20 protein-coding genes are annotated in these 20,029 nt (G+C 70.0%); 9 read left to right on the forward strand and 11 right to left on the reverse strand.

What is annotated here, in order from left to right; all coding sequences use genetic code 11:
- On the reverse strand, window positions 1-900 hold a 900-nt coding region (sucB, locus tag ON26_RS07850), incomplete at its 3' end, for a 2-oxoglutarate dehydrogenase, E2 component, dihydrolipoamide succinyltransferase (protein ID WP_040795346.1).
- A 261-nt stretch (window positions 901-1,161) separates the two neighbouring features.
- On the opposite strand from sucB, the gene ON26_RS07855 reads away from it, so the two are divergent.
- Window positions 1,162-1,512: a hypothetical protein gene (locus ON26_RS07855; RefSeq protein WP_040795347.1), complete on the forward strand. Its 351-nt coding sequence runs from the start codon at window positions 1,162-1,164 to the stop codon at window positions 1,510-1,512.
- Between the two features lie 60 nt (window positions 1,513-1,572).
- On the opposite strand, the gene ON26_RS07860 is transcribed toward ON26_RS07855, so the two are convergent.
- The gene (locus tag ON26_RS07860; RefSeq protein WP_040795348.1) at window positions 1,573-3,099 is read right to left on the reverse strand and encodes a leucyl aminopeptidase; all 1,527 of its coding nucleotides are present in this window, start codon (window positions 3,097-3,099) and stop codon (window positions 1,573-1,575) included.
- Between the two features lie 9 nt (window positions 3,100-3,108).
- Window positions 3,109-4,023, reverse strand: a complete 915-nt coding sequence (locus ON26_RS07865; protein WP_083883890.1) for a TetR/AcrR family transcriptional regulator — start codon at window positions 4,021-4,023, stop codon at window positions 3,109-3,111.
- A gap of 102 nt (window positions 4,024-4,125) precedes the next feature.
- On the opposite strand from ON26_RS07865, the gene ON26_RS07870 reads away from it, so the two are divergent.
- Genes ON26_RS07870 through ON26_RS07880 form a run of 3 tightly spaced genes read left to right on the forward strand, consistent with a single transcriptional unit; the run spans window position 4,126 to window position 7,015 of the window.
- Window positions 4,126-4,752 carry a GNAT family N-acetyltransferase gene (locus tag ON26_RS07870; RefSeq protein WP_245545765.1) on the forward strand — a complete coding sequence of 209 codons (627 nt, stop codon included), beginning with the start codon at window positions 4,126-4,128 and terminating at the stop codon, window positions 4,750-4,752.
- Between the two features lie 10 nt (window positions 4,753-4,762).
- A complete protein-coding gene (gene gcvT / locus ON26_RS07875) occupies window positions 4,763-5,857 on the forward strand; it encodes a glycine cleavage system aminomethyltransferase GcvT (protein WP_040795349.1) in 1,095 nt (364 codons plus the stop codon).
- Between the two features lie 57 nt (window positions 5,858-5,914).
- The gene (locus ON26_RS07880) at window positions 5,915-7,015 is read left to right on the forward strand and encodes a branched-chain amino acid aminotransferase (RefSeq protein ID WP_040795350.1); all 1,101 of its coding nucleotides are present in this window, start codon (window positions 5,915-5,917) and stop codon (window positions 7,013-7,015) included.
- An 80-nt stretch (window positions 7,016-7,095) separates the two neighbouring features.
- Here ON26_RS07880 and ON26_RS07885 read toward each other — a convergent pair whose 3' ends face one another.
- The 4 genes from ON26_RS07885 to ON26_RS07900 all read right to left on the reverse strand — a co-directional run bounded on the left by ON26_RS07885 (window position 7,096) and on the right by ON26_RS07900 (window position 10,982).
- Window positions 7,096-7,809: an MBL fold metallo-hydrolase gene (locus ON26_RS07885; RefSeq protein ID WP_040795351.1), complete on the reverse strand. Its 714-nt coding sequence runs from the start codon at window positions 7,807-7,809 to the stop codon at window positions 7,096-7,098.
- A gap of 110 nt (window positions 7,810-7,919) precedes the next feature.
- Complete coding sequence (locus tag ON26_RS07890; RefSeq protein WP_051026809.1) at window positions 7,920-8,696, reverse strand: adenosylcobinamide-GDP ribazoletransferase; 777 nt, start codon at window positions 8,694-8,696, stop codon at window positions 7,920-7,922.
- Complete coding sequence (gene cobT / locus ON26_RS07895; RefSeq protein WP_040795352.1) at window positions 8,693-9,766, reverse strand: nicotinate-nucleotide--dimethylbenzimidazole phosphoribosyltransferase; 1,074 nt, start codon at window positions 9,764-9,766, stop codon at window positions 8,693-8,695. Before cobT ends, ON26_RS07890 begins: the two co-directional genes overlap by 4 nt.
- A 244-nt stretch (window positions 9,767-10,010) precedes the next feature.
- Complete coding sequence (locus ON26_RS07900) at window positions 10,011-10,982, reverse strand: helix-turn-helix domain-containing protein (RefSeq protein ID WP_040795353.1); 972 nt, start codon at window positions 10,980-10,982, stop codon at window positions 10,011-10,013.
- An 86-nt stretch (window positions 10,983-11,068) separates the two neighbouring features.
- Here ON26_RS07900 and ON26_RS33210 point away from each other — a divergent pair, with 86 nt between their 5' ends.
- Window positions 11,069-11,227 carry a hypothetical protein gene (locus ON26_RS33210; RefSeq protein WP_157171820.1) on the forward strand — a complete coding sequence of 53 codons (159 nt, stop codon included), beginning with the start codon at window positions 11,069-11,071 and terminating at the stop codon, window positions 11,225-11,227.
- Window positions 11,228-11,381: 154 nt separating this feature from the next.
- On the opposite strand, the gene ON26_RS07905 is transcribed toward ON26_RS33210, so the two are convergent.
- Window positions 11,382-12,062, reverse strand: a complete 681-nt coding sequence (locus ON26_RS07905) for a DUF3043 domain-containing protein (protein ID WP_051026810.1) — start codon at window positions 12,060-12,062, stop codon at window positions 11,382-11,384.
- Between the two features lie 173 nt (window positions 12,063-12,235).
- Here ON26_RS07905 and ON26_RS07910 point away from each other — a divergent pair, with 173 nt between their 5' ends.
- Entirely contained in the window at window positions 12,236-12,586 is a 351-nt protein-coding gene (locus ON26_RS07910; RefSeq protein ID WP_040795354.1) for a HesB/IscA family protein, read from the forward strand.
- A gap of 138 nt (window positions 12,587-12,724) precedes the next feature.
- Window positions 12,725-13,693 carry a carbohydrate kinase family protein gene (locus ON26_RS07915; protein WP_040795355.1) on the forward strand — a complete coding sequence of 323 codons (969 nt, stop codon included), beginning with the start codon at window positions 12,725-12,727 and terminating at the stop codon, window positions 13,691-13,693.
- A gap of 78 nt (window positions 13,694-13,771) precedes the next feature.
- Here the strand turns inward: ON26_RS07915 and asnB are convergent, their stop codons facing one another.
- On the reverse strand, window positions 13,772-15,715 hold the full coding sequence (asnB, locus tag ON26_RS07920) for an asparagine synthase (glutamine-hydrolyzing) (protein WP_040795356.1): 1,944 nt from the start codon (window positions 15,713-15,715) through the stop codon (window positions 13,772-13,774).
- A 447-nt stretch (window positions 15,716-16,162) separates the two neighbouring features.
- On the opposite strand from asnB, the gene ctaC reads away from it, so the two are divergent.
- Both ctaC and ON26_RS07930 read left to right on the forward strand, forming a co-directional pair.
- Window positions 16,163-17,149, forward strand: coding sequence for an aa3-type cytochrome oxidase subunit II (gene ctaC, locus ON26_RS07925; RefSeq protein WP_373280929.1), 987 nt, complete (start codon window positions 16,163-16,165; stop codon window positions 17,147-17,149).
- Between the two features lie 14 nt (window positions 17,150-17,163).
- Window positions 17,164-17,580, forward strand: a complete 417-nt coding sequence (locus tag ON26_RS07930; protein WP_040795357.1) for a cytochrome c oxidase subunit 4 — start codon at window positions 17,164-17,166, stop codon at window positions 17,578-17,580.
- Between the two features lie 208 nt (window positions 17,581-17,788).
- Here the strand turns inward: ON26_RS07930 and ON26_RS07935 are convergent, their stop codons facing one another.
- Window positions 17,789-19,066: an FAD-binding oxidoreductase gene (locus tag ON26_RS07935; RefSeq protein ID WP_040795358.1), complete on the reverse strand. Its 1,278-nt coding sequence runs from the start codon at window positions 19,064-19,066 to the stop codon at window positions 17,789-17,791.
- A 57-nt stretch (window positions 19,067-19,123) separates the two neighbouring features.
- Entirely contained in the window at window positions 19,124-19,888 is a 765-nt protein-coding gene (locus ON26_RS07940; protein WP_040795385.1) for a sporulation protein, read from the reverse strand.
- Between the last annotated feature and the right edge of the window lie 141 nt (window positions 19,889-20,029).

A 20,029-nucleotide genomic window follows, 5' to 3' on the forward strand; every position in this document is an offset into this window, starting at 1 on the left:
GGCGAGCACATCCTGCTTGCGGATGCGGCCGCCGACGCCGGAGCCCTTGATGCCGGTCAGATCGACGCCGTGTTCCTCGGCGAGCTTGCGCACCAGCGGGGTCACGTACGGGGTGGCATCGGAGCCGGCCGCGGCCGGCTTCTCCTGCGGGGCGGGCGCGGGCTGCTCGGCCTTCGGCGCGGGGGCGGGCGCGGGTTCGGGCTTCGGCTCCGGCGCGGGGGCAGGGGCAGGGGCAGGCGCGGGTTCCGGCTTCGGCGCGGGTTCGGGCTGCTCGGCCTTCGGTGCGGGCGAGCCGCTGCCGATGATGCCGAGCTGGCCGCCTACGTCGACGACATCGTCTTCCTGCGCGGTGATCTCGAGCAACGTGCCCGCGACCGGGGACGGGATCTCGGTGTCGACCTTGTCGGTGGAGACCTCGAGCAGCGGCTCGTCGACCTCGACCTGATCGCCGACCGCCTTCAGCCAGCGGGTGACGGTGCCCTCGGTGACCGACTCGCCCAGCTCGGGCATCTTCACCGGGGTGCCCTCGGCGGGACCGGAGGACTGCGCGGCCGGTTCGGCCGGTGCGGGTGCGGGTTCGGGCTCGGCGGCCACGGCCTCCTCGGCGGGGGCCTGCTCGGCCGGCGCCTCGGGCGCGGGAGCGGATGCGGCAGGGGCCTCGCCGGCGTCGGAGATCACACCGAGCTCACCGCCGATCTCGACCACGTCGTCCTCTTGGGCGACGATCTTCGACAGCACGCCCGCCGCGGGGGACGGGATCTCGGTGTCGACCTTGTCGGTGGAGACTTCGAGCAGCGGCTCGTCGACCTCGACCGTGTCTCCTTCCTGCTTCAGCCACCTTGTCACCGTTCCCTCGGTGACGCTCTCACCAAGAGCCGGCATCTGGACGGAGAAGGCCATGTCCGTTGACTCCTCTGACTGCTCGACGGGTTCTACAACAGTTGATCTTCCGCCGGGCGCTCACCGCGGTCGCGGCGAAAACCCGGAAGCCGCGCCGATATTCTGCGCGGTACCGGAGATCGGTGCGGTTCTTTGTACCGCGGACCATCCTTGCACTCGACGTCGTGGCGCGTGGCAGAGGGCGGTCAGTTTTCCGCCTGCTGGCACTATGGAAACAACGGCGACGCGGATTTTCGCCGGGCGAGCAGGAGGTCGGCGCTGATGGGTTTGTGGGGGCGTCTGCGTGGTGCGAGGAGCCGGGGTGGCGCCTCCGGTGTGTCCGGCACGGACGCGCGCTATCTCGCCGAGTGGGTACGCACCCATACCGGCGTGGAGGGCTACATCGAGCCCAAGACCACGGTCACCGATGTGACGGTGGTGCTCGTCGCCTCCGACGGTGCGTGGACGCGACGAATCGTCGGCGCGGCCGGAGCCCGGAAGCTGGCCGGAGACCTGCGGATTCCCGTCTACGACGTGGCGAAGACGGGCTACCCGCAGCGCATGCGCGACCACGACGAACGCAAACGCATCGAGCGCCGCCGGGCGTTCGAGGACGAGTTGCGCGATCTGTGAGTGCCGCACGGCGATTCGCGCGAGCCGCGATCGCCGTGCGGTCGTGTCACCGCGGGGCGGTCACTCCTCGGCGGTCGCTTCGGCCGAGATGTCCTCGAGGACCGCGATGAGAGTGCGGACCGGAACGCCGGTGCCGCCCTTGCCGATGTAGCCGAACGGGCCGCCGGTGTTGTAGGCCGGTCCGGCGATATCGACGTGCGCCCACTGGACGCCCTCGGGCACGAACTCCTTGAGGAACAGGCCTGCCGAGAGCATGCCGCCCCAGCGATGCGGCGCGACATTGGCCAGATCGGCGATCTTGGAGTTCAGATCCGGGCGCAGCTCGGCGGGCAGCGGCATCGGCCAACCGTGTTCGCCGACCTCACGGGAGATCCGCGCGACGCGGTCGCGGAAATCGTCGGTGCCCATGACGCCCGGGGTGCGGGTACCGAGGGCGACCATCTGGGCGCCGGTCAGAGTGGCCACGTCGATGAGGAATTCGGGCTCGTCCTCGCTCGCGCGCACGATCGCGTCGGCCAGGATGAGCCTGCCCTCCGCGTCGGTGTTGAGCACCTCGACGGTGGTGCCGCCGTACTGGGTGAGCACGTCGCCGGGACGCTGGGCGGTGGCCGAGGGCATGTTCTCGGCCATCGGCACGGTCGCGGTGACGGTGATCGGCAGCCCGAGCCGGGCCGCGAGCAGGGTGGTGGCCACGACCGCGGCGGCGCCCGCCATGTCCGAGGTCATGTTCTCCATGTTCGCGGCGGGCTTGATGGAGATGCCGCCGGTGTCGAAGGTGATGCCCTTGCCGACCAGCGCGACCTTCTTGTCGCCGCCGTTGTAGCTCAGGCGCACCAGCCGCGGCGGGCGCGAGGAACCCTTGCCGACGCCGAGGACACCGCCGTAGCCCTGCTCTTCCAGAGCCTTCTCGTCGAGCACCTCGACATCCAGGCCCGCGGCGCGGCCCAGCGTCTCGGCGCGGGCGGCGAACTCGGCGGGGTAGAGGTGGCTGGGCGGGGTGTTGACGAAATCGCGTGCGGTGGCGACGGCCTCGGCGACGAGCGCGGCCCGGATCAGCTCCGCCTCACCGAAATCGGCGGTGGGGACCAGGAATTCGACGCGGGCCAGCGGGCCCTCGTCCGCCTTGGGCGCGGACTTGGCCGAACGGAACGGGGTGAAGGTGTAGGCGCCGAGGTAGAAGCCCTCGGCCGCCGCGCCGAGATCCAGCCCGCCCAGCGTGGTGGCGACCAGTGCGGTGCCGCTGAGCGAGCGGGCGGCGACGCCGGCGCTGCGACGGATCTGCTCGGCGTCGATCTTCTCGGCCGCGCCCAGGCCGACCGCGAGCACGCTGGTGACATCGTCGAGCCCGGCCGGAGCGGGCACCCGGGTCAGTTCCTCGGCCTTGCCCTTGGCGCCGACCGCGCCGAGGGCGTCGAGCAACTCGGTGCGTACCTGTTCGGTGAGCACGTCGCCGAACAGGTCGTCGGGGACGATGGACGGACCGTTCTCCGAGGACGTCAGTCCGATCACGAGCACGTCGGTGTCCGGGCTCAGTGATTCGGTACGCGCCAGTTCGGGTCCGAGTGGGCGATCTGCAACAGCGGTCATGGTCACAGGCTATTCGGTCGGTTCCGCATCGTGCAGCGCACGTCCGACGGTGCGGCGCGCGGCATGCCGGTGCGTGATGCCGTCGAGGAGCAGGTCGACAGCACCGGTGAACAGCTCGTCGAGGTCCGGTGCGGGTACGGGGACGACGCCGGCGAGGGCTCGGTGCAGCGCCGGGCGGAGCGTCGGTGCGAGGAGTTCGGCGAGTTCTTCCGGGGATGGATCGTCGCGGGCGCCGGTGTCGTCCGCGGTGCGCTGTCCGGGCTCGGAGATCCGCAGCAGCGCGAGGCCCTGGACGAGGCCGGACAGGGCCAGATAGGTGGTCAGCATCTCCCCGGCCGGAATATCGAGGCGGTCGAGGACGGCGAAGCTGCGTTCGAGAGTGTCGAACAGGGCCGGCCCCAGCGGCGGCCGCAGGCGGGCCAGCGTCGGAAGCATCCACGGGTGGTCGCGGTAGAGGCGCCATTCCCGCGACGCCTCACCGGCCAGGGCGGCGCGCGGCTCGGCGGGGGCCGGGAGCTCGTCACACGCGTGCTCGGCAAGCACAAGTTCGGTCATGGCCGACAGCAGCGCCTCGCGATCGGGGTAGTGGCGATAGAGGGCGGCGGTCGCGACGCCGAGCTCGCCGGCCAGTCGGCGCATGGTCAGGCCGGCGAGTCCGTCACGGTCGGCCAGCGCGACCGCAGTTCGCGCGATCGTCACCCGGGTGAGGCGGGTGGGGCGGGGCGGGCGGTGATCGGCAGCCTCGGGGGCGCGGCCGTCGCGGCCGGCGCGATAGGCGCGGGCGCGGCAGGAACGTGAGCAATAGCGCCGGGGCCTGCCGCGGTCCGCGCGCTCCAGAGGACGGCGGCAGACGGCGCAGTGCGTCGTCCGCGTGCCCGCCGGATCGGCCGCGTTGCGGGGGTGCGAGTCGTCGCTTTTCGACACACGAAAGAGTGTGACGAAAGTGTGGAGAATCGCTGTACAGCTCCCTACCTTGGCGTCGGAACGGTGTTCACCTCCGGAGGTTGCGGCATGGAGCGGTTGCGAGTGAGACGAGCCGGGTTCGACGATGTCGAGACGGTCGGCCGGGTGTACGCGCGGAGCGCGCAGGACGAGGCGGTGACGGCGTGGGTCACCGATGGCTACCCGGATATCGCGGCGGCTTTCCGGGACGAGCAGGCACCGGAGCTGATCGAGCGGGCGGTGCGCGAGGACGAGGTGTGGATCGCGGGTCCGGGGCGGGAGGTGTGGTCGGTGTCGGTGTGGCATCACGTCACCGCGATCGACCGCTACGAAGCCGAGGCGCGGGAGAACGCGAAGATGGCCGCGGCCGCGCCCGAGATCCGTCCGATCGTCCGGCTGGCGGCGGTGACCGCGCTGGTCGCCCGGACGCATCCGCGCGAATTCCCCCATCGCTACCTGCAATCCATCGTGACCGCGCCGGAGTACCGGAGCCGGGGCGCGGGCGCCGCGATCCTGGCGGCGAGGCTGCCCGCGTCGGGGGTCCCGGTGTATCTCGAAGCGAGCACCGAACGCTCCGCCGCGCTGTACGAACGCTGCGGTTTCGTGCGGTCCGGTGCGGGACTTCCGCTGCCCGACGACGGACCGGTGCTCGTTCCCATGTGGTTCCGCGGGCGCTCGCCGCTGCCGGGTGGGCGTGCGGACGCGGGCTAAGCTCGGCGGCATGACCGACCTGTTGCGCGGACCTGTCCACGACGTACACGTCGAACTCGGGGCGACCTTCGCGGAGTTCGGCGGCTGGCAGATGCCGGTGTCCTATGCGGGCACGGTGGGCGAGCATCAGGCCACCCGCACCGCGGTCGGGTTGTTCGACGTCAGCCATCTCGGCAAGGCGACGGTGGCGGGCCCGGGTGCGGCGCGATTCGTGAACGCCGTGCTCACCAACGATCTCGGTCGTATCCGGCCGGGCAAGGCCCAGTACACGCTGTGCTGCGCCGAGGACGGCGGCGTGGTCGACGATCTCATCGCCTATTACGTGAGCGACGAGGAGATCTTCCTGGTGCCGAACGCGGCGAACACCGCGACGGTGGTGCAGCGGCTGGCGGCGGCCGCGCCGGAGGGCGTGACCGTCACCGATCAGCATCGCGAATACGCGGTGTTCGCGGTGCAGGGGCCTGGTGCGGCGGCGGTGCTCGACGCGCTCGGCCTGCCCTCGGAGATGGAGTACATGGCCTTCACCGATGCCGCGTGGGAGGGCAGGCCGATCCGGGTCTGCCGCACCGGCTACACCGGCGAACACGGCTACGAGCTGCTGCCCCGATGGGCCGACGCGGAAGTGGTGTTCCGGGCGCTGACCGAGCAGGTGAAGGCCGCGGGCGGTCAACTCGCCGGGCTGGGCGCGCGCGACACCCTGCGCACCGAGATGGGCTACCCGCTGCACGGACACGAGCTGTCCCTCGACATCTCACCGGTGCAGGCGCGGGTCGGGTGGGCGGTCGCCTGGCGCAAGCCGGAGTTCTGGGGCAAGGACGCGCTGGAGAAGGAGAAGGCCGCGGGCCCGCGGCGCGTCCTGCTCGGGTTGCGGGCCCTCGACCGTGGCGTGCTGCGGCAGGGCCAGACCGTCTCGCGCGCGGGCGCGCGGATCGGGCAGACGACCTCGGGCACGTTCTCGCCGACCTTGAAGATCGGTATCGCGCTGGCGTTGATCGACACCGCGGCCGGCATCGAGCCGGGCGCGGAGGTCGAGGTGGATGTGCGCGGGCGCGCGCTGCGCTGCGAGGTGGTCAAGCCGCCGTTCCTGTCGCCACGCACCTCATGATCGGGGAGCGCCGACACGCGCGCGACCGGAATCCGGGCACAGATTAGGATCATCGGCATGACCGTTGCCGCACAGTTCGCCCGTATTCCTCATCCCGCGCCGCAATCGGACCAGCGGGTAGCGGAGATCCTGGCGGCACCCGGTTTCGGTCGGTACTTCACCGACCACATGGTCTCCATCGACTACACCGAGGCCGAAGGCTGGACCAACGCGAAGGTCGAACCCTACGGCCCGCTGTCGATGGACCCGGCCACCATGGTGTTCCACTACGGCCAGGCCATCTTCGAGGGTCTCAAGGCCTACCGGCAGGCCGACGGCAGCGTTTCGACCTTCCGCATCGACGCCAACGCGGCGCGGTTCCGCCGTTCCGCGCGCCGGATGGCGATGGCCGAGCTACCCGAGGAACTGTTCATCGAGTCGGTGCATCAGTTGCTCGAGGTCGACGAGCGCTGGGTGCCCGCGGCGGGCGGCGAGGAATCGCTGTATCTGCGCCCGTTCCTGTTCTCCACCGAGGCCGGCCTCGGCGTGAAGCCCGCGTCGGCCTACAAGTACCTGCTGCTCGGATCGCCCGCGGGCGCGTACTTCCCGCGCGGGGTCAAGCCGGTGCGGGTGTGGCTGTCGACCGAGTACGTGCGCGCCGCGCCCGGCGGCACCGGCGAGGCGAAGGTCGCGGGCAACTACGCGGCTTCGCTGCTGGCCCAGGCCCAGGCCTCCGAGCAGGGCTGCGATCAGGTCGTGTGGCTGGATGCCTGCGAGCGTCGCTATGTCGAGGAGATGGGTACCAACAACCTGTTCTTCGTCTTCGGCGAGGGTTCGAACGCCCGTCTGGTGACCCCGGAGCTGTCCGGCTCGCTGCTGCCCGGCATCACCCGCGATTCGCTGCTGACCTTGGCCGCCGACGCCGGCTACCAGGTGGAGGAGCGCAAGATCACCGTGGACGAATGGCGCAAGGGCGCGGCGTCCGGCGAGATCAGCGAGGTCTTCGCCTGCGGCACCGCCGCGGTCATCACACCGGTCGGCTGGGTGCGTTCGGGCGAGGGCGAGTTCACCATCGGCGGCGGTGAGCCCGGCGAGGTGACCATGGCGCTGCGCGAGACCCTGACCGGTATCCAGCGCGGCACCTTCGCCGACGTCCACGGCTGGATGCGCAAGGCCTGAGCGAGGTGGTGGCAGCGCTTCCGCCACCACCTCCCTGCTTGCGCCGGGCGATCTCGGTCCGGTGATTCCGTCCGGCCGGATCAGCCCGGCATCAGCATGTGCCACTGCTCGAGCGTCTGCGGGCGCATCACGTAGTTGTTGTCCTTGATGGAGGACAGCGCGGCGCTCGGCTCCTCGGAGTACCAGTGACCGGGGTAGACCACCGGATCGCCGGACAGCCCGGCCAGATAGCGCAGGCTACGGAACATCTCGTCGCTGTCCCCACCCGGGAAGTCGGTGCGGCCGCAGCCGTCCACGAACAGGGTGTCGCCCGCGACGAGGCGGTTGTCCACCAGGAAGCATTGGCTGCCGGGGGTGTGGCCGGGAGTGTGCAGCAGCTGGACGGGCACCGCGCCGACCTCGAGGATGTCGCCGTGCTGATGTCCGGTGAGTTCGCTCGCGGAGATGCCGGTGACATTCGCGACCCAGGAAAGTTCCTGACTGTTCACGTGCACGGGCACGGGGTTCTTCTCGAGCAGTTCCGCCACGCCACGCAGCGTGAAGCCGAGCATGCTTCCGCCGACGTGGTCGGGATGGTGATGGGTGGCCAGCACGCCGGTCAGGCGCAGACCGTCGCTCTCGGCGATATCGACCAGATCGCCGGCGGCATAGGCCGGGTCGACCACCACGCATTCACCGGCCTCCCGGTCACCGATCAGGTAGGCGAAATTTCGCATCTGGGTCGCGATCGGGTCGCCGACGGCGAAATCGCGCCCGGCCAGCAGCTGCCGGAAGTACAGACGGTCGGAAGACATGCAACCCAGCCTAGGGGTACTGTGGCTGCCCTCGCGCATCGGCAGGAGAAGTACCGGTCGGTTGGATTCGTGTGCACGTGGACGACGATTCCGGCGACGCGCCCCTGGAATCAGGGGGTTGCCAGGGAGAAGCCGACCGCGGCGACCGCGACCGTCACCTCGATCGCCGCGCCGAGGACGTCACCGGACAGGCCCTCGAAACGGCGTACGCAATGCCGGACCAGCAGCAGTGCGGCGGCGAGGGCGGCCAGTGCGGCCACCGGGCCGAGCCAGGGGTGATCCGGCACCGCGAAGATCGCGCACACCATCGCGACGAGCGCCCAGGCCGCGCCGGAAAGGCGGGACTGGGTCCCTGCCACCAGTGCGCCGAAACCGGTGCCCGCGGCGGGCGGTGCGCCGTGGCAGGCGAGCACGACGGCGACCCGGCCCAGCCCGACCGCGAGAGCCAGTGCGAGCCAACGATCCTCGTCGATCAGCGCGGCGAACGCGAAGGACTGCACGGCGATCGCGAACACGATCGCGGCGACGCCGAACGGTCCGACATCGCCACCTTTCATGATCGCGCGGGCGCGCTCGGGCGGGCCGTAGCTGCCGAGTCCGTCGGCGGTGTCGGCGAGTCCGTCCAGATGCATGCCCCTGGTGGCCAGGGCCAGCCCGCCGACCGCGAGCAGCGCCGCCAACGGAGCGCTCGCGCCGAGATGCGCCGACGACCACGCGAGGGCGGCGGCGAGGGCGCCGAGCGCCGCCCCGACGAGCGGGGCGAGGGCGATAGCGCGGGCGGCGCCACGGCGATCCACCTCGTCGGGGCCCCGCACGGGCAACACGCTCAGCCACGAGAACGCCAGCCGCGCTCCCGACGGCCAGGACACCCGGCGCGGAGTGGTCATTTGGTCAGCGGCACGGCCGGGGCGTCGCTGTCGCGGGTGCTCACGCCCGCCTCGTCGAAGGTCGACATCTCGGCGAGCGCGGCGACCGCGCCGCGCAGGATCGGCAGGGCGGCCACCGCGCCGGAACCCTCGCCCAGGCGCATCTCCATCTCGATCAGCGGGTCCAGGTTCAGCTGCTTCAGCGCGAGGGTGTGCGCGGGCTCGGTGGACCGGTGCCCGGCCACCCACCACGCGCTCGCGCCCGCCGCGAGATCCTCGGCGACCAGCGCGGCCGCGGTGACGACCACGCCGTCGAGGATCACCGGGGTGCGGCGCTGGGCGGCACGCGCCAGGAAGCCGGCGGTGGCGGCGATGTCGGCGCTCGACGCCACCCGCAGCAGCGCCACCGGATCTTTCATCACCGGCCGCGCCCGGCGCATGGCGTCGCGGATGGCGGCCACCTTGCGTATCCAGCCCGCGTCGTCGATGCCGGTGCCGCGGCCCACCGCGACGACCGGTTCGGAGTTGGTGAGGGTGGCGATGAGCACGGTGGCCGGGGTGGTGTTGCCGATGCCCATGTCTCCGGCGACGAGCAGATCGGCGCCCGTGTCGATCTCCTCGTCGGCGATGGCGATGCCCGCGGCCAGCGCGGCGTCGATCTCCTCCGGGGACAGCGCGTCCTCGCGGTCGATGCTGCCGCTGGATCGGCGGACCTTGTGCTCGCTGATCGACGGATCGGTGTCGCCGTCGACGGCGATGTCGGCGATCCGGACCGTCGCGCCCGCCGTCGCGGCCAGCGCGTTGATCGCCGCGCCACCCGCCAGGAAACCGGCGACCATCTGTGCGGTCACCTCACGGGGATAGGCCGAGACGCCGTTCGTGGCGACGCCGTGGTCTCCGGCGAAGACCACCACCCGCGCCCGTTCGAACTGCTTCGGCGGGCACACGCCCTGGCAGGCGGCGACCCAGTTGCCGAGTCGCTCGAGCCTGCCGAGCGAGCCGGCCGGCTTGATCAGCCGGGCCTGGCGCGCCTCGGCCTGCGCGTGAACTCCCGCGTCGGGGGGTGCAACCGGTCCGAATCCGTGTGTCACTGGTCGAGCCTCTCGGGTCGGGCAGCGGCGTCCGCGCCGCGGTGGTCGTCGTCCAATCTTGCCCCGCCGCACCGCGCGGACCGAATGCCGCCCTCGAGCGGGCCGTCGAGGACCGCTGCGCGGCCGGGGCGCGGCCTTTCCGAGGCAGGGCGGGGTGCCCGGTGCGGCGATCACGATTCTCCGGAAGCGACGACGCCTCACGCGGCCGATCGCTGCCGCCGGCGATCGCTGCGACCGGTTGCGGTCAGTCGCCGGGTAGGCGACCGAAGCGGCGTCGATAGTCGGTGGGCGCCAGGCCGACATGGCGTTGGAAGTGGTGGCGCAGCAGCGCGCCGGAGCCGAAACCGCAGCGCGCGGCGATTTGCTCGAGGCCGAGTCCGGTGTCCTCCAGCAGGTGCTTGGCATGCAGGATGCGCTGGGTGGTGAGCCATTTCACCGGGGTGGTCCCGGTCTCGGCGGCGAAGCGGCGCGCGAAGGTCCTGGTGGACATGGACGCGCGGGCGGCCAGTTCGTCGACGGTGTGCGCGAGATCGAGGTGCTCGTTCATCCATTGCAGCGTCTCGCCGAGGCTGTCGGAGGAGCAGTCGGCGACCGGTCGTTCGATGAACTGTCGCTGGCCGCCGTCGCGCTGCGGGGGCACCACCATGCGGCGGGCGATGCCGTTGGCCGCGGCGCTGCCGATCTCACGGCGCACCAGGTGCAGGCAGGCGTCGATGCCCGCCGCCGTACCCGCGCTGGTGACGAGATCGCCCTCGTCGACGAACAGTACGTCGGGGTCGACGGTGGCCTCGGGATAGCGGGCCGCGAGTTGGTCGACATAACGCCAGTGGGTGGTGCACTTGCGCCCGTCGAGCAGACCGGCCTCGCCCGCGAGGAACGCGCCGGAGCAGACGGTGAGCACCGTCGCGCCCGCGTCGTGGGCATCGCGGATCGCCTCGATCAGGCGGGGGTCGACCGTGCCGGTGAGCACCTCGGTGGGCGCCGCGGGAACCGCAACCAGATCGGCGTGGCGGAGTTCGGACAGGTCGTAGGCGGGGGTGACGGTCACCCCCGGCGTGGTGGAGGCCAGCGGCCTGCCCGGCTCGGCGCCACACACCTTGAAGTCGAAGCCGGGCAGTCCGTCGGCGGTGCGGTCCAGGCCGAAAACCTCGCAGACGACGCCGAATTCGAACATGGCCAGCTTCTCGAACAGCACGACGGCGACCTTCGACAACATCCACCGAGTGTAGCTGGCCGAAAATTGACGAACTATGTCAGAACAGCCACTTTCGGTTGAAAGTTGCCGATCGCAAAATTACTGCCATGCTTACCTTGTTCTTCACCCTCGCCGGGCTCGGCATCCTGATGGTGTTCATGACGCGCGGCTACGGCTGGGCCGGGTCCTCCGATGTCGTGGATCGCGACGCCCAGCGGGCCCGCGCCGAAATCGCCGCCATCGCCGGACGTGCCGACCACCGGTGAACCCGCCCGCTCGCGGTGCCCGGATACGCCCTCGCCCGACGGGGCGGTGACCCGCCGAGCCGAAGTCTCGGTCGACGCTCGAAGTGCGGCCGCCCTGGAAACGACAACGGCCGCCCGTCCGGAAGACGAGCGGCCGGGACAGCCGAGGCGGGGATCAGACGGCGTCACCCGGGCTGACACGCGGCTTGGGCGCGCGCATCCGGCGGATCTGGGAGGCGCGCACGAAGGCGTACCAGCCGAGCTTGAAGCCGGTGTCGGTGGTGTCGGGGAAACGCTCGATCACCCGGTTGTTCACCAGCTTGCCGAGGATGAACCCCTCGATCGCCATGAACAGCATCATCACCAGCATGACCAAGGTCACGATGGTCTGCAGGCCGGGTGCGGCGAACATCGACAGGATCAACACCAGCGCCATCGGCATGAACAAGCCGGCCAGGTTGCGCCTGGCGTCGACCATGTCGCGCACGAAGGCGCGCACCGGGCCCTGATCCCGGGGCAGCAGATATTTGTCCTCGCCGGCGAGCATCTTGGCGCGGCGCTCCTGCATGGCGATCTTGCGTTCGGCCGCGGCGGCCTTGCGCTCCTCGCGGGTGCCCTTCGGTCCCTTGGCGGCCTTGCGGCGCTCCCGCGCCTCCTTGGCGGTGAGCGGGGCGGGCGCGACCGGGCCGCGCTTCCTGCCCTCTGCCTCACGGCGCTTCGGGGTGGGACGGCCCTTGCCCGGGGTGGTGGCGGCGCCCGCCTTGGTCATGCTGACGGCCGCGCCGTCCTGTGCGTCCGCCGTGGACTCGGCGGTCGCGTCGGTGGGGCCGGCCTGGTCGCGACGGAACAACTTCACGCCGACCAGGCTATTCGATGGCGTGTCGCGCGCCGAAACCCGGTCGGTTTCGGTGAGGCCGTCTGCACCGGGTGACGCGGCGGTGGCAAGATGGGGAATACGAGAGGGGAATACCAGCCCGCGTAGCGGCGTTGATGCAACGGGTTGACCTCAGCTGTCCTTTAGGAGCGTTCATGACTGTGCAGAACGAGACCACGACACACGGCGTGATCCTGACCGACGCCGCCGCGAGCAAGGCCAAGGCGCTGCTGGATCAGGAGGGTCGCGACGACCTGGCGCTGCGGATCGCCGTGCAGCCGGGCGGTTGCGCGGGCCTGCGTTACCAGCTCTTCTTCGACGACCGCACCCTCGACGGCGACCTGACCGCCGACTTCGGCGGCGTGAAGCTGGCCGTGGACCGGATGAGCGCGCCGTACGTCCAGGGCGCCTCGATCGATTTCGTCGACACCATCGAGAAGCAGGGTTTCACCATCGACAACCCGAACGCCACCGGCTCCTGCGCCTGCGGCGATTCGTTCAACTGACGTCGAGATCCCCCGTATCGACGGGGGATCCCGCACGAGGTGACTCCTTCCGGCGGGCCGGTGTTGATACGGTGAGGGTGGGGACCGGTATCACCGGCCCGCGCCCTCTGCCGCCTACCGTTGAAGGGGCCCCGCCTCGTGTCTATCGCCGTGTCCGCGTCCATCGCGACCGACCACCTCATGCGTTTTCCCGGACGGTTCGCCGATGTGCTGCTGGCCGATCAGCTGGCCAATGTGTCGCTGAGTTTCCTGGTCGACGACCTGCAGATCCGCCGCGGCGGTGTCGCGGGCAACATCGCCTTCGCCATGGGTGTGCTCAATCGCACCCCGTTGCTGGTCGGTGCGGTCGGCGCCGATTTCGCCGAGTACCGGGCGTGGCTGGAGAAGCACGGAGTCGACTGCTCGACCGTGCACATCTCCGACCGGGCGCACACCGCGCGTTTCGTCTGCACCACCGATGACGACATGGCGCAGATCGCCTCGTTCTACCCGGGCGCGATGAGTGAGGCCCGCGACATCTCCATCGCGGAGCTGGCCGAGACCCACACGCTGGACCTGGTGCTGGTCGGCGCCAACGATCCCGAGGCCATGCTGCGCCACACCGAGGAGTGCCGCGAGCTCGGTATCGCCTTCGCCGCCGATCCCTCCCAGCAGCTGGCCCGCCTCGACGGCGATCAGGCGGTGCGCCTCATCGACGGCGCCGCCTATCTGTTCACCAACAAGTACGAGTGGGCGCTGCTGCTGCAGAAGACCGGCCTGACCGAGGCCGAGGTGGCCCAGCGTGTCGGTATCCGGGTGACCACCCTGGGCGCCGAGGGCGTGCTGGTCGTCGATGCCGACGGCACCGAGATCCGCGTCGGCGTCGTGCCCGAGCGGGAGAAGGTGGAGCCGACCGGCGTCGGCGACGCCTTCCGCGCCGGCTTCCTGACCGGCCACAGCGCCGGGCTGAGCCTGGAGCGCTCCGCGCAGCTGGGTTCGCTGGTGGCGGTGCTCGTCCTGGAGACCACCGGCACCCAGGAGTGGACGCTGAACAAGGACGACGCGCTCGTCCGGCTCACCGAGGCGTACGGCCCCGAGGCGGCGGCGGAGATCAAGCCGCTGCTCTGACCTGCCGCTCGAACGCGAAAACCACGACGCCCCCGGATCTTTCGGTCCGGGGGCGTCGGGTGTCCTGGGCTGCGGCGCTCAGAGATTCACCGGGTATACCGGCTCCTGGATCTCGGGCTTGATGCGGTCCTCGACGAAGATGCCGTGCCAGACCATGAAGACCAGTAGTGTCCACAGCCGCCTGCTGTGATCGGAGCGGCCCTCGCGGTGCTCGACCAGCATCGCGGTGATCGCGGCCTTGTCGAGCAGGTGGTCGGTCTGCGAGTCGGCGATCTGCGTGTGCGCCCAGTCGTAGAGTTCGGTGCCGCGCAGCCAGTGCCGCAGCGGGACCGGGAAACCGAGCTTCGCGCGGTGCAGCACGTGGGCGGGCACGATGCCCTCCAGCGCCTGGCGCAGCGCGTACTTGGTGGTCTCCTTGGTGAGCTTCTGATCGTAGGGCAGCTGCTCGGCGACCTTGCGTACCTCGGTGTCCAGGAACGGGACTCGCAGTTCGAGCGAGTTCGCCATGGTCATCTTGTCGGCCTTGACCAGGATGTCGCCGCGCAGCCAGGTGAACAGGTCCAGGTGCTGCATGCGCGCCACCGGGTCCCAGCCGCGCGACTGCGCGTAGAGCGGGGCGGTGACGTCGCGATGGGTCCACTCCGGGCGGAACTCGCGCAGCACCGAGCGCAGCTGGGCATCGCTGAAGCTGCGGGCGTTGCCGTAGTAGCGCTCCTCGAGCGTCAGCGAGCCGCGGTGCAGCAGGCTCTTGCCGCGGGTGCCGTCCGGGATGCGCTCCGACAGCTTGCCCGCCAGCCTGCGCAGCCCCTTCGGCAGATACTCGAAGGGCTTGAGCGACAACGGCTCCCGGTAGATGGTGTAGCCGCCGAACAGCTCGTCGGCGCCCTCGCCGGAGAGCACCACCTTGACGTGCTTGCGCGCCTCCTTGGCCACGAAGTACAGCGGCACCAGCGCCGGGTCGGCCACCGGGTCGTCGAGGTACCAGACGATCTCCGGGATGGCCGCGGCGAACTCGGCGGGGGAGACCACCTTGACGACGTGGCGCGCGCCGATGGCCGCGGCGCTCTCGGCGGCCACATCGATCTCGGAGTAACCCTCGCGCTCGAACCCGGTGGTGAAGGTGATCAGGTTCGGGTTGTGCCGCATGGCCAGCGCCGCGACCGCGGTCGAGTCGATGCCGCCGGACAGGAACGAGCCCACGGTGACGTCCGCGCGCATGTGCTTGGCGACGGAGTCCTCGAGCGCGGCGGCGATCTCGTTGTAGCGGGCCTGCTCGGAACCGGGCGTGAACGGGCGCACCGTGAAGCGCGGGGTGAAGTAGCGGGTGATCTCGGGCGCGGCGCCGGGACGCACCACCGCGTAGGTGCCCGACTCCAGCCGGCGGATGCCCTTGTGCAGGGTCTCCGGCTCCGGCACGTATTGCAGCACCGTGTAGTGCTCGAGGGCGCGCGGATCCAGCTCGTCGCTCAGTTTCAGCGCGGGCAGCAGGTCGAGCAGGCTCTTCTTCTCGCTGCCGAACGCCGTGCCGCCGGGGCCGGTGGCCAGGAACAGCGGCTTGATGCCGAACGGGTCGCGCGCCAGGAACAGTTCGTCGCGCTCGGTGTCCCAGACCGCGAAGGCGAACATGCCGCGCAGCTTGGCGACGGCCTCCGCGCCCCAGTAGTGGTAGGCGGCGACAATGGTCTCGGAATCGCCCTCGGTGCGGAACATCGGCTCGTCGCCGAACTCGGCGGCGTGCGCGGCCCGCAGTTCCTCGCGCAGTTCCAGGTAGTTGTAGATCTCGCCGTTGAAGGTCAGCGCGTAGCGCTCGGGAGACTCCGGCGGGCCCCAGCGCAGCGGCTGGTGGGAGTGCTCGATATCGATGATCGACAGGCGGTTGAACCCGAAGACGAGGTGGTCGTCGTGCCAGGTGCCTCGTTCGTCGGGTCCGCGATGCCGCATGCAGTGCAACGCGTTGTAGACCTGGTCCACGACCTCGGAAGTCGCCGCGTCAGCTGTCAGGAATCCGAGCAGTCCGCACACGTGTCGGCAACCTCGTTTCTCCGGTGGGGGGCGCCGCGTCGCGCGCGGTGCGAAATATCGTGTCCGAGTATGCCGCACGGGCTGGAAAGTCGCCGCATGCCCTGGTGACGGGGGCGGCCGCGGGTCGGGACGGGGGTCACGCGAGTGTCGAATGCGACCCGGCGACATAGAGGCCGCCCGTTTGGTCTACGCTGCGTAGTACTCAGGTCGTTCTCAGGCAGGTGGGTCCTCGATGGCCGCCGTCCGGAGGAAGGTCTGAACGTGTCTTTATCGTGTCGTCAGGGCGGATCGCGGCCCCGGCGGCGCACTGTCGGAATGTGTGGCGACCAGGAAGGCGTGAGCGTGGCGCACAAGGCGAGCGAAGAGATCGGGGCACGACCCGTTCGAGGTCGGCAGGGCCGCATCCTTCGGCGGGCCGGGCTGGCGGTGTCCTTGGGGATCACCGCGATGCTCGTCTCGGGCTGCTCGATCGACAATGTTTGGCTGCGGTTCGGCTGGCCCTCGGGCGTCACGCCGCAGGCGACCCGGATGCGGGAGCTGTGGACCTGGTCGATCGTCGCCGCGCTGGCGATGGGCGTGCTGGTCTGGGGCCTGACGTTCTGGACCGTGGTCTTCCACCGCAAGAAGAAGGACTCCCCGGAGTTCCCGCGTCAGACCGGCTACAACGTGCCGCTGGAGCTGACCTACACGGCGATCCCGTTCGTCATCATCGCGGTGCTGTTCTACTTCACCGTCGTGGTGCAGAACTACGTGCACGAGAAGGTGGAGGACCCCGACGTCACCGTCGACGTCACCGCCTTCCAGTGGAACTGGAAGTTCGGCTATCGCGAGGTCGACTTCAAGGACGGCTACCGCTTCGACGGCATCGACACCGCCCGTGAGGACGCCGCTGCCGAGGCGCTGAAGGCCTACGAGGAGCGCGTCGACGAAGAGCACGGCCACCCCCAGCCGGGCCCGGTGCACGGCAAGCCGGAGAACGACCTGTCGTTCCTGCACTACGACACCGTCGAGACCGTCGGCTCCAGCAGCGAGATCCCGGTCCTGGTCCTGCCGACCGGCAAGGTCATCGAGTTCCAGCTGGCCGCCGCCGACGTGATCCACTCCTTCTGGGTGCCGGAGTTCCTGTTCAAGCGGGACGTGATGCCGAACCCGAAGGAGAACAACTCCGACAACGTCTTCCAGATCACCGAGATCGAGAAGGAAGGCGCGTTCGTCGGCCGTTGCGCCGAGATGTGCGGCACCTACCACTCGATGATGAACTTCGAGGTCCGCGCGGTCTCGCCGGAGAAGTTCACCAGGTACCTGGACGAGCGCCGCGCGGGTAAGACCAACTCCGAGGCCCTGCTGGCGATCGGCGAGTCCCCGGTGGCGACCTCTACCAGCCCGTTCAACACGGATCGCTCGGTGAAGAGCGCGTCCGGCGAGTCCGAGTGAGGATTTGATCTGACATGAGGATCGAAGCGCGCATCTTCGAACTGCTGACGGTGTTCTTCATCATCGTCGCCGTCGTCTACGGTTTCTTCACCGGGCAGTCGCGCACCGGCATCGAGTGGGCGGGCACCACCGCCATCGTGCTGACCGCGGGTCTGTCGCTGATCGTCGGCACCTACTTCCGCTTCGTCGCCCGTCGTCTGGACCTGCGTCCCGAGGACTACGAGGATGCGGAGATCGCCGACGGCGCCGGTGACCTCGGCTTCTTCTCGCCGGGCAGCTTCTGGCCCATCCTGCTGGCCGGCGCCGGCTCGATCGCGGCCCTCGGCCTGGCCTTCTTCGAGCCCTGGCTGATCGGCGTCGGCGTCGTGGCCGTGGTCGCCGCGGCCGCCGGTCTGGTGTTCGAGTACCACCTCGGCCCCGAGAAGCACTGAGCCGAGTCCGGCGGGCCACCGAGCCTGTAGCACCCGAAGCAGCGCCCCACCGTCACGGTGGGGCGCTGCTTCGTTTTCCACGGCCGTCGCGCCGACCCGTGCGGTGCCCGCCGCATGACGCGGCGTCGGCGTCCGCGTGCGCACCCACGAGACGGCGAAGGCCGGATGCGTCCACCGACGCATCCGGCCTTGGATCCGGAAATCGCCCTTACTGGGCCGATTCGTAACGCAGGGCGCGCTCGGAGGCGCAGATGTCGTCGATGCTCGCCATGATGTCGCGCAGCAGCTCCGAGGGCAGCGCCGAGGGACGCAGACGGCAGGTGAAGGTGATCAGGCCGTGGTCCTCGCGCGGCAGGTTGCGGGCGGCGGCCTCGGCACGCAAATACTTCGAGCGCACGCCGTAGGTCATCGCGGAGATGACGGTGAAGCAACCGGTGCGCTCACGATGCCCGGAGAACAGGTCGTGCAGCCGGTAGAACACCGAGGAGTAGGTCGACATCGGGGCGAAGATGCCCACGCGGTAGGCCGGGCCGCGCTCGGAGGAGCTGATGACGGTGTCGGCGAGGTATTCCGCGTCGCGCAGCGTCAGCACCTTCGGCGCGAACATCAGCGCGCCCGCGGCGGCGTTGCGCACCGGCATGCCTGCGCGGCCGCTGGCATGCGAGGCGATGGCGCCCAGGCCCTTGCGGGCGCGGGTGCCGACATCGCGGCGGGCCTTGAGCGAACGGGTCGCCACGGTCGGGAACAGGCTCGACCACTGGCCGAAGCGCACCGTGCCCAGCTGCACGTGCCCGGTGCCGACCGGGCGCGCGACCTTCAGCGGCTGGGTGTCGACCCAGCGCCCGACCTGCAGCGCCGCATTGCCGGGGTGGGAGATCTCGTTCTGGGCGTGCTCGACGAAGGAATCGAAGTCCAGGAACCGGTGGGCGTCGGTGCTGAGCCAGGTGTGTTCCTTGTCGACCTCGACGGTGTCGAGGGTCAGCGCCGTGATGATGCCCGCGCGTCCGCCGGCGCCGAGGATGCGGTGGAACCGCTCGGTGTGGTGGTCGCGCCCGCAGGTGCCGATGCGGCCGTCCGGGTCGACGTATTCGAGGTCGACGACCTGGTCGATGAACAGGCCGTGGCGGTGCGAGGCGCTGGACACGCCGCCGACCGAGGCGAACCCGCCCGCGGTGATGTCGCGGTGGTCGCCGACGATCGGCAGGCCGAGGCCGTGCGCGCCGAGCCTGCGGTCGATCTCGGAGAGCTTCGCACCCGCCTGCACCCGGACCGTCTTGCGGCCGAGGTTGATATCGAGCACCGCGTTCATCCTGCGCAGCGACACCACCGCGCGATGATCGGGCACCTGCAGTCCCTCGTCGAGGACCTCGCCGCCGACGACCGTGAGACCTTCGGCGCGTACCCGCGAATCCCGAACGGTACGAACGACATCCGCGGTGTCACGAGGTAGATATTCTTCGGCGGAGACAGACTGCGACGTGCTCATGGCTCAAAACTTAACCACAGCCGAGCCACTTGTGCGCACTCGAATCCTGGACTGCGCTCAGGAGGCCAGACGGGCGATCCGGTGGTGGAACTCGCCTGCCCAGTCGATGCCGTCGAGCCGGTGGTGTTCCATCCACAGCGCGTCGAAGACGTCACGGCCCTCGGTGAAGAATCCGCCGCGCTTGTCGGCCTCGAGGACCACGCTCATGCCGGTCTCGGTCGCGATGAAGGTGACCTCGAGCTGGTTCAGGCCCGGGTAGTGCGGCGAGCCGGCGAACTCGATCTCCTGGTAGAAGGGCAGCGTCTGCGGGGTGTTGTGCACCCGGCCCTGCTCGACGTCGGCGCTGCGCAGGTGAAAGCCCAGACGCTCCACCGCCTCCAGCGCGATGTGCTGGGCCGGGAGCGCGCCCACGCCGATCGGGTCGGTGTCGGCTGCGTCGACCGCGTCCCTGATGCCGACCCCGGTGCGCAGCGAGACCACGGTGCCGGGCAGGTGCCTGCCGTTGTAGAACGTAATGGGGGTTTCCATCGGCGCGCGCGCGGCGAACGGGAACGACAGTTCGGCCTCGGCCGGCAGATGGAAGGGGCCGGTCACCCCGGTCGGGGCGAAGCCGAAATCGCTCACCCCCTCATGGTCTTCGTATTCCTGCTCGACACGGGTGACGAACTCGACGCCGATGTGGTCGATGTCCTGAGCGACCCGGCCACCGCGCAGCCGGATCGTCCCCTCGACCACGCCGCCGGGTTGCACACCCGGGGTGAACAATTCGGTTTCGACCTCGGCCCCGCCGACACCGACGGCGGCAAGCAATTTCTTGAACATGCCGGGAAGCATGGCGTGCAGACCTGAAGAAGATCTTGCGGTCGGCTTACGTTGTGAGCAACGTCATTTCGGGCCGGGTATGCTTCCGAAACGAGAAAGGCTCCGGAACCACGAGGGTTCCGGAGCCTTCGCCGAAAAGTC

It is taken from the genome of Nocardia higoensis NBRC 100133, from assembly GCF_000308595.1.
Classification (GTDB): Bacteria; Actinomycetota; Actinomycetes; order Mycobacteriales; family Mycobacteriaceae; genus Nocardia; species Nocardia higoensis.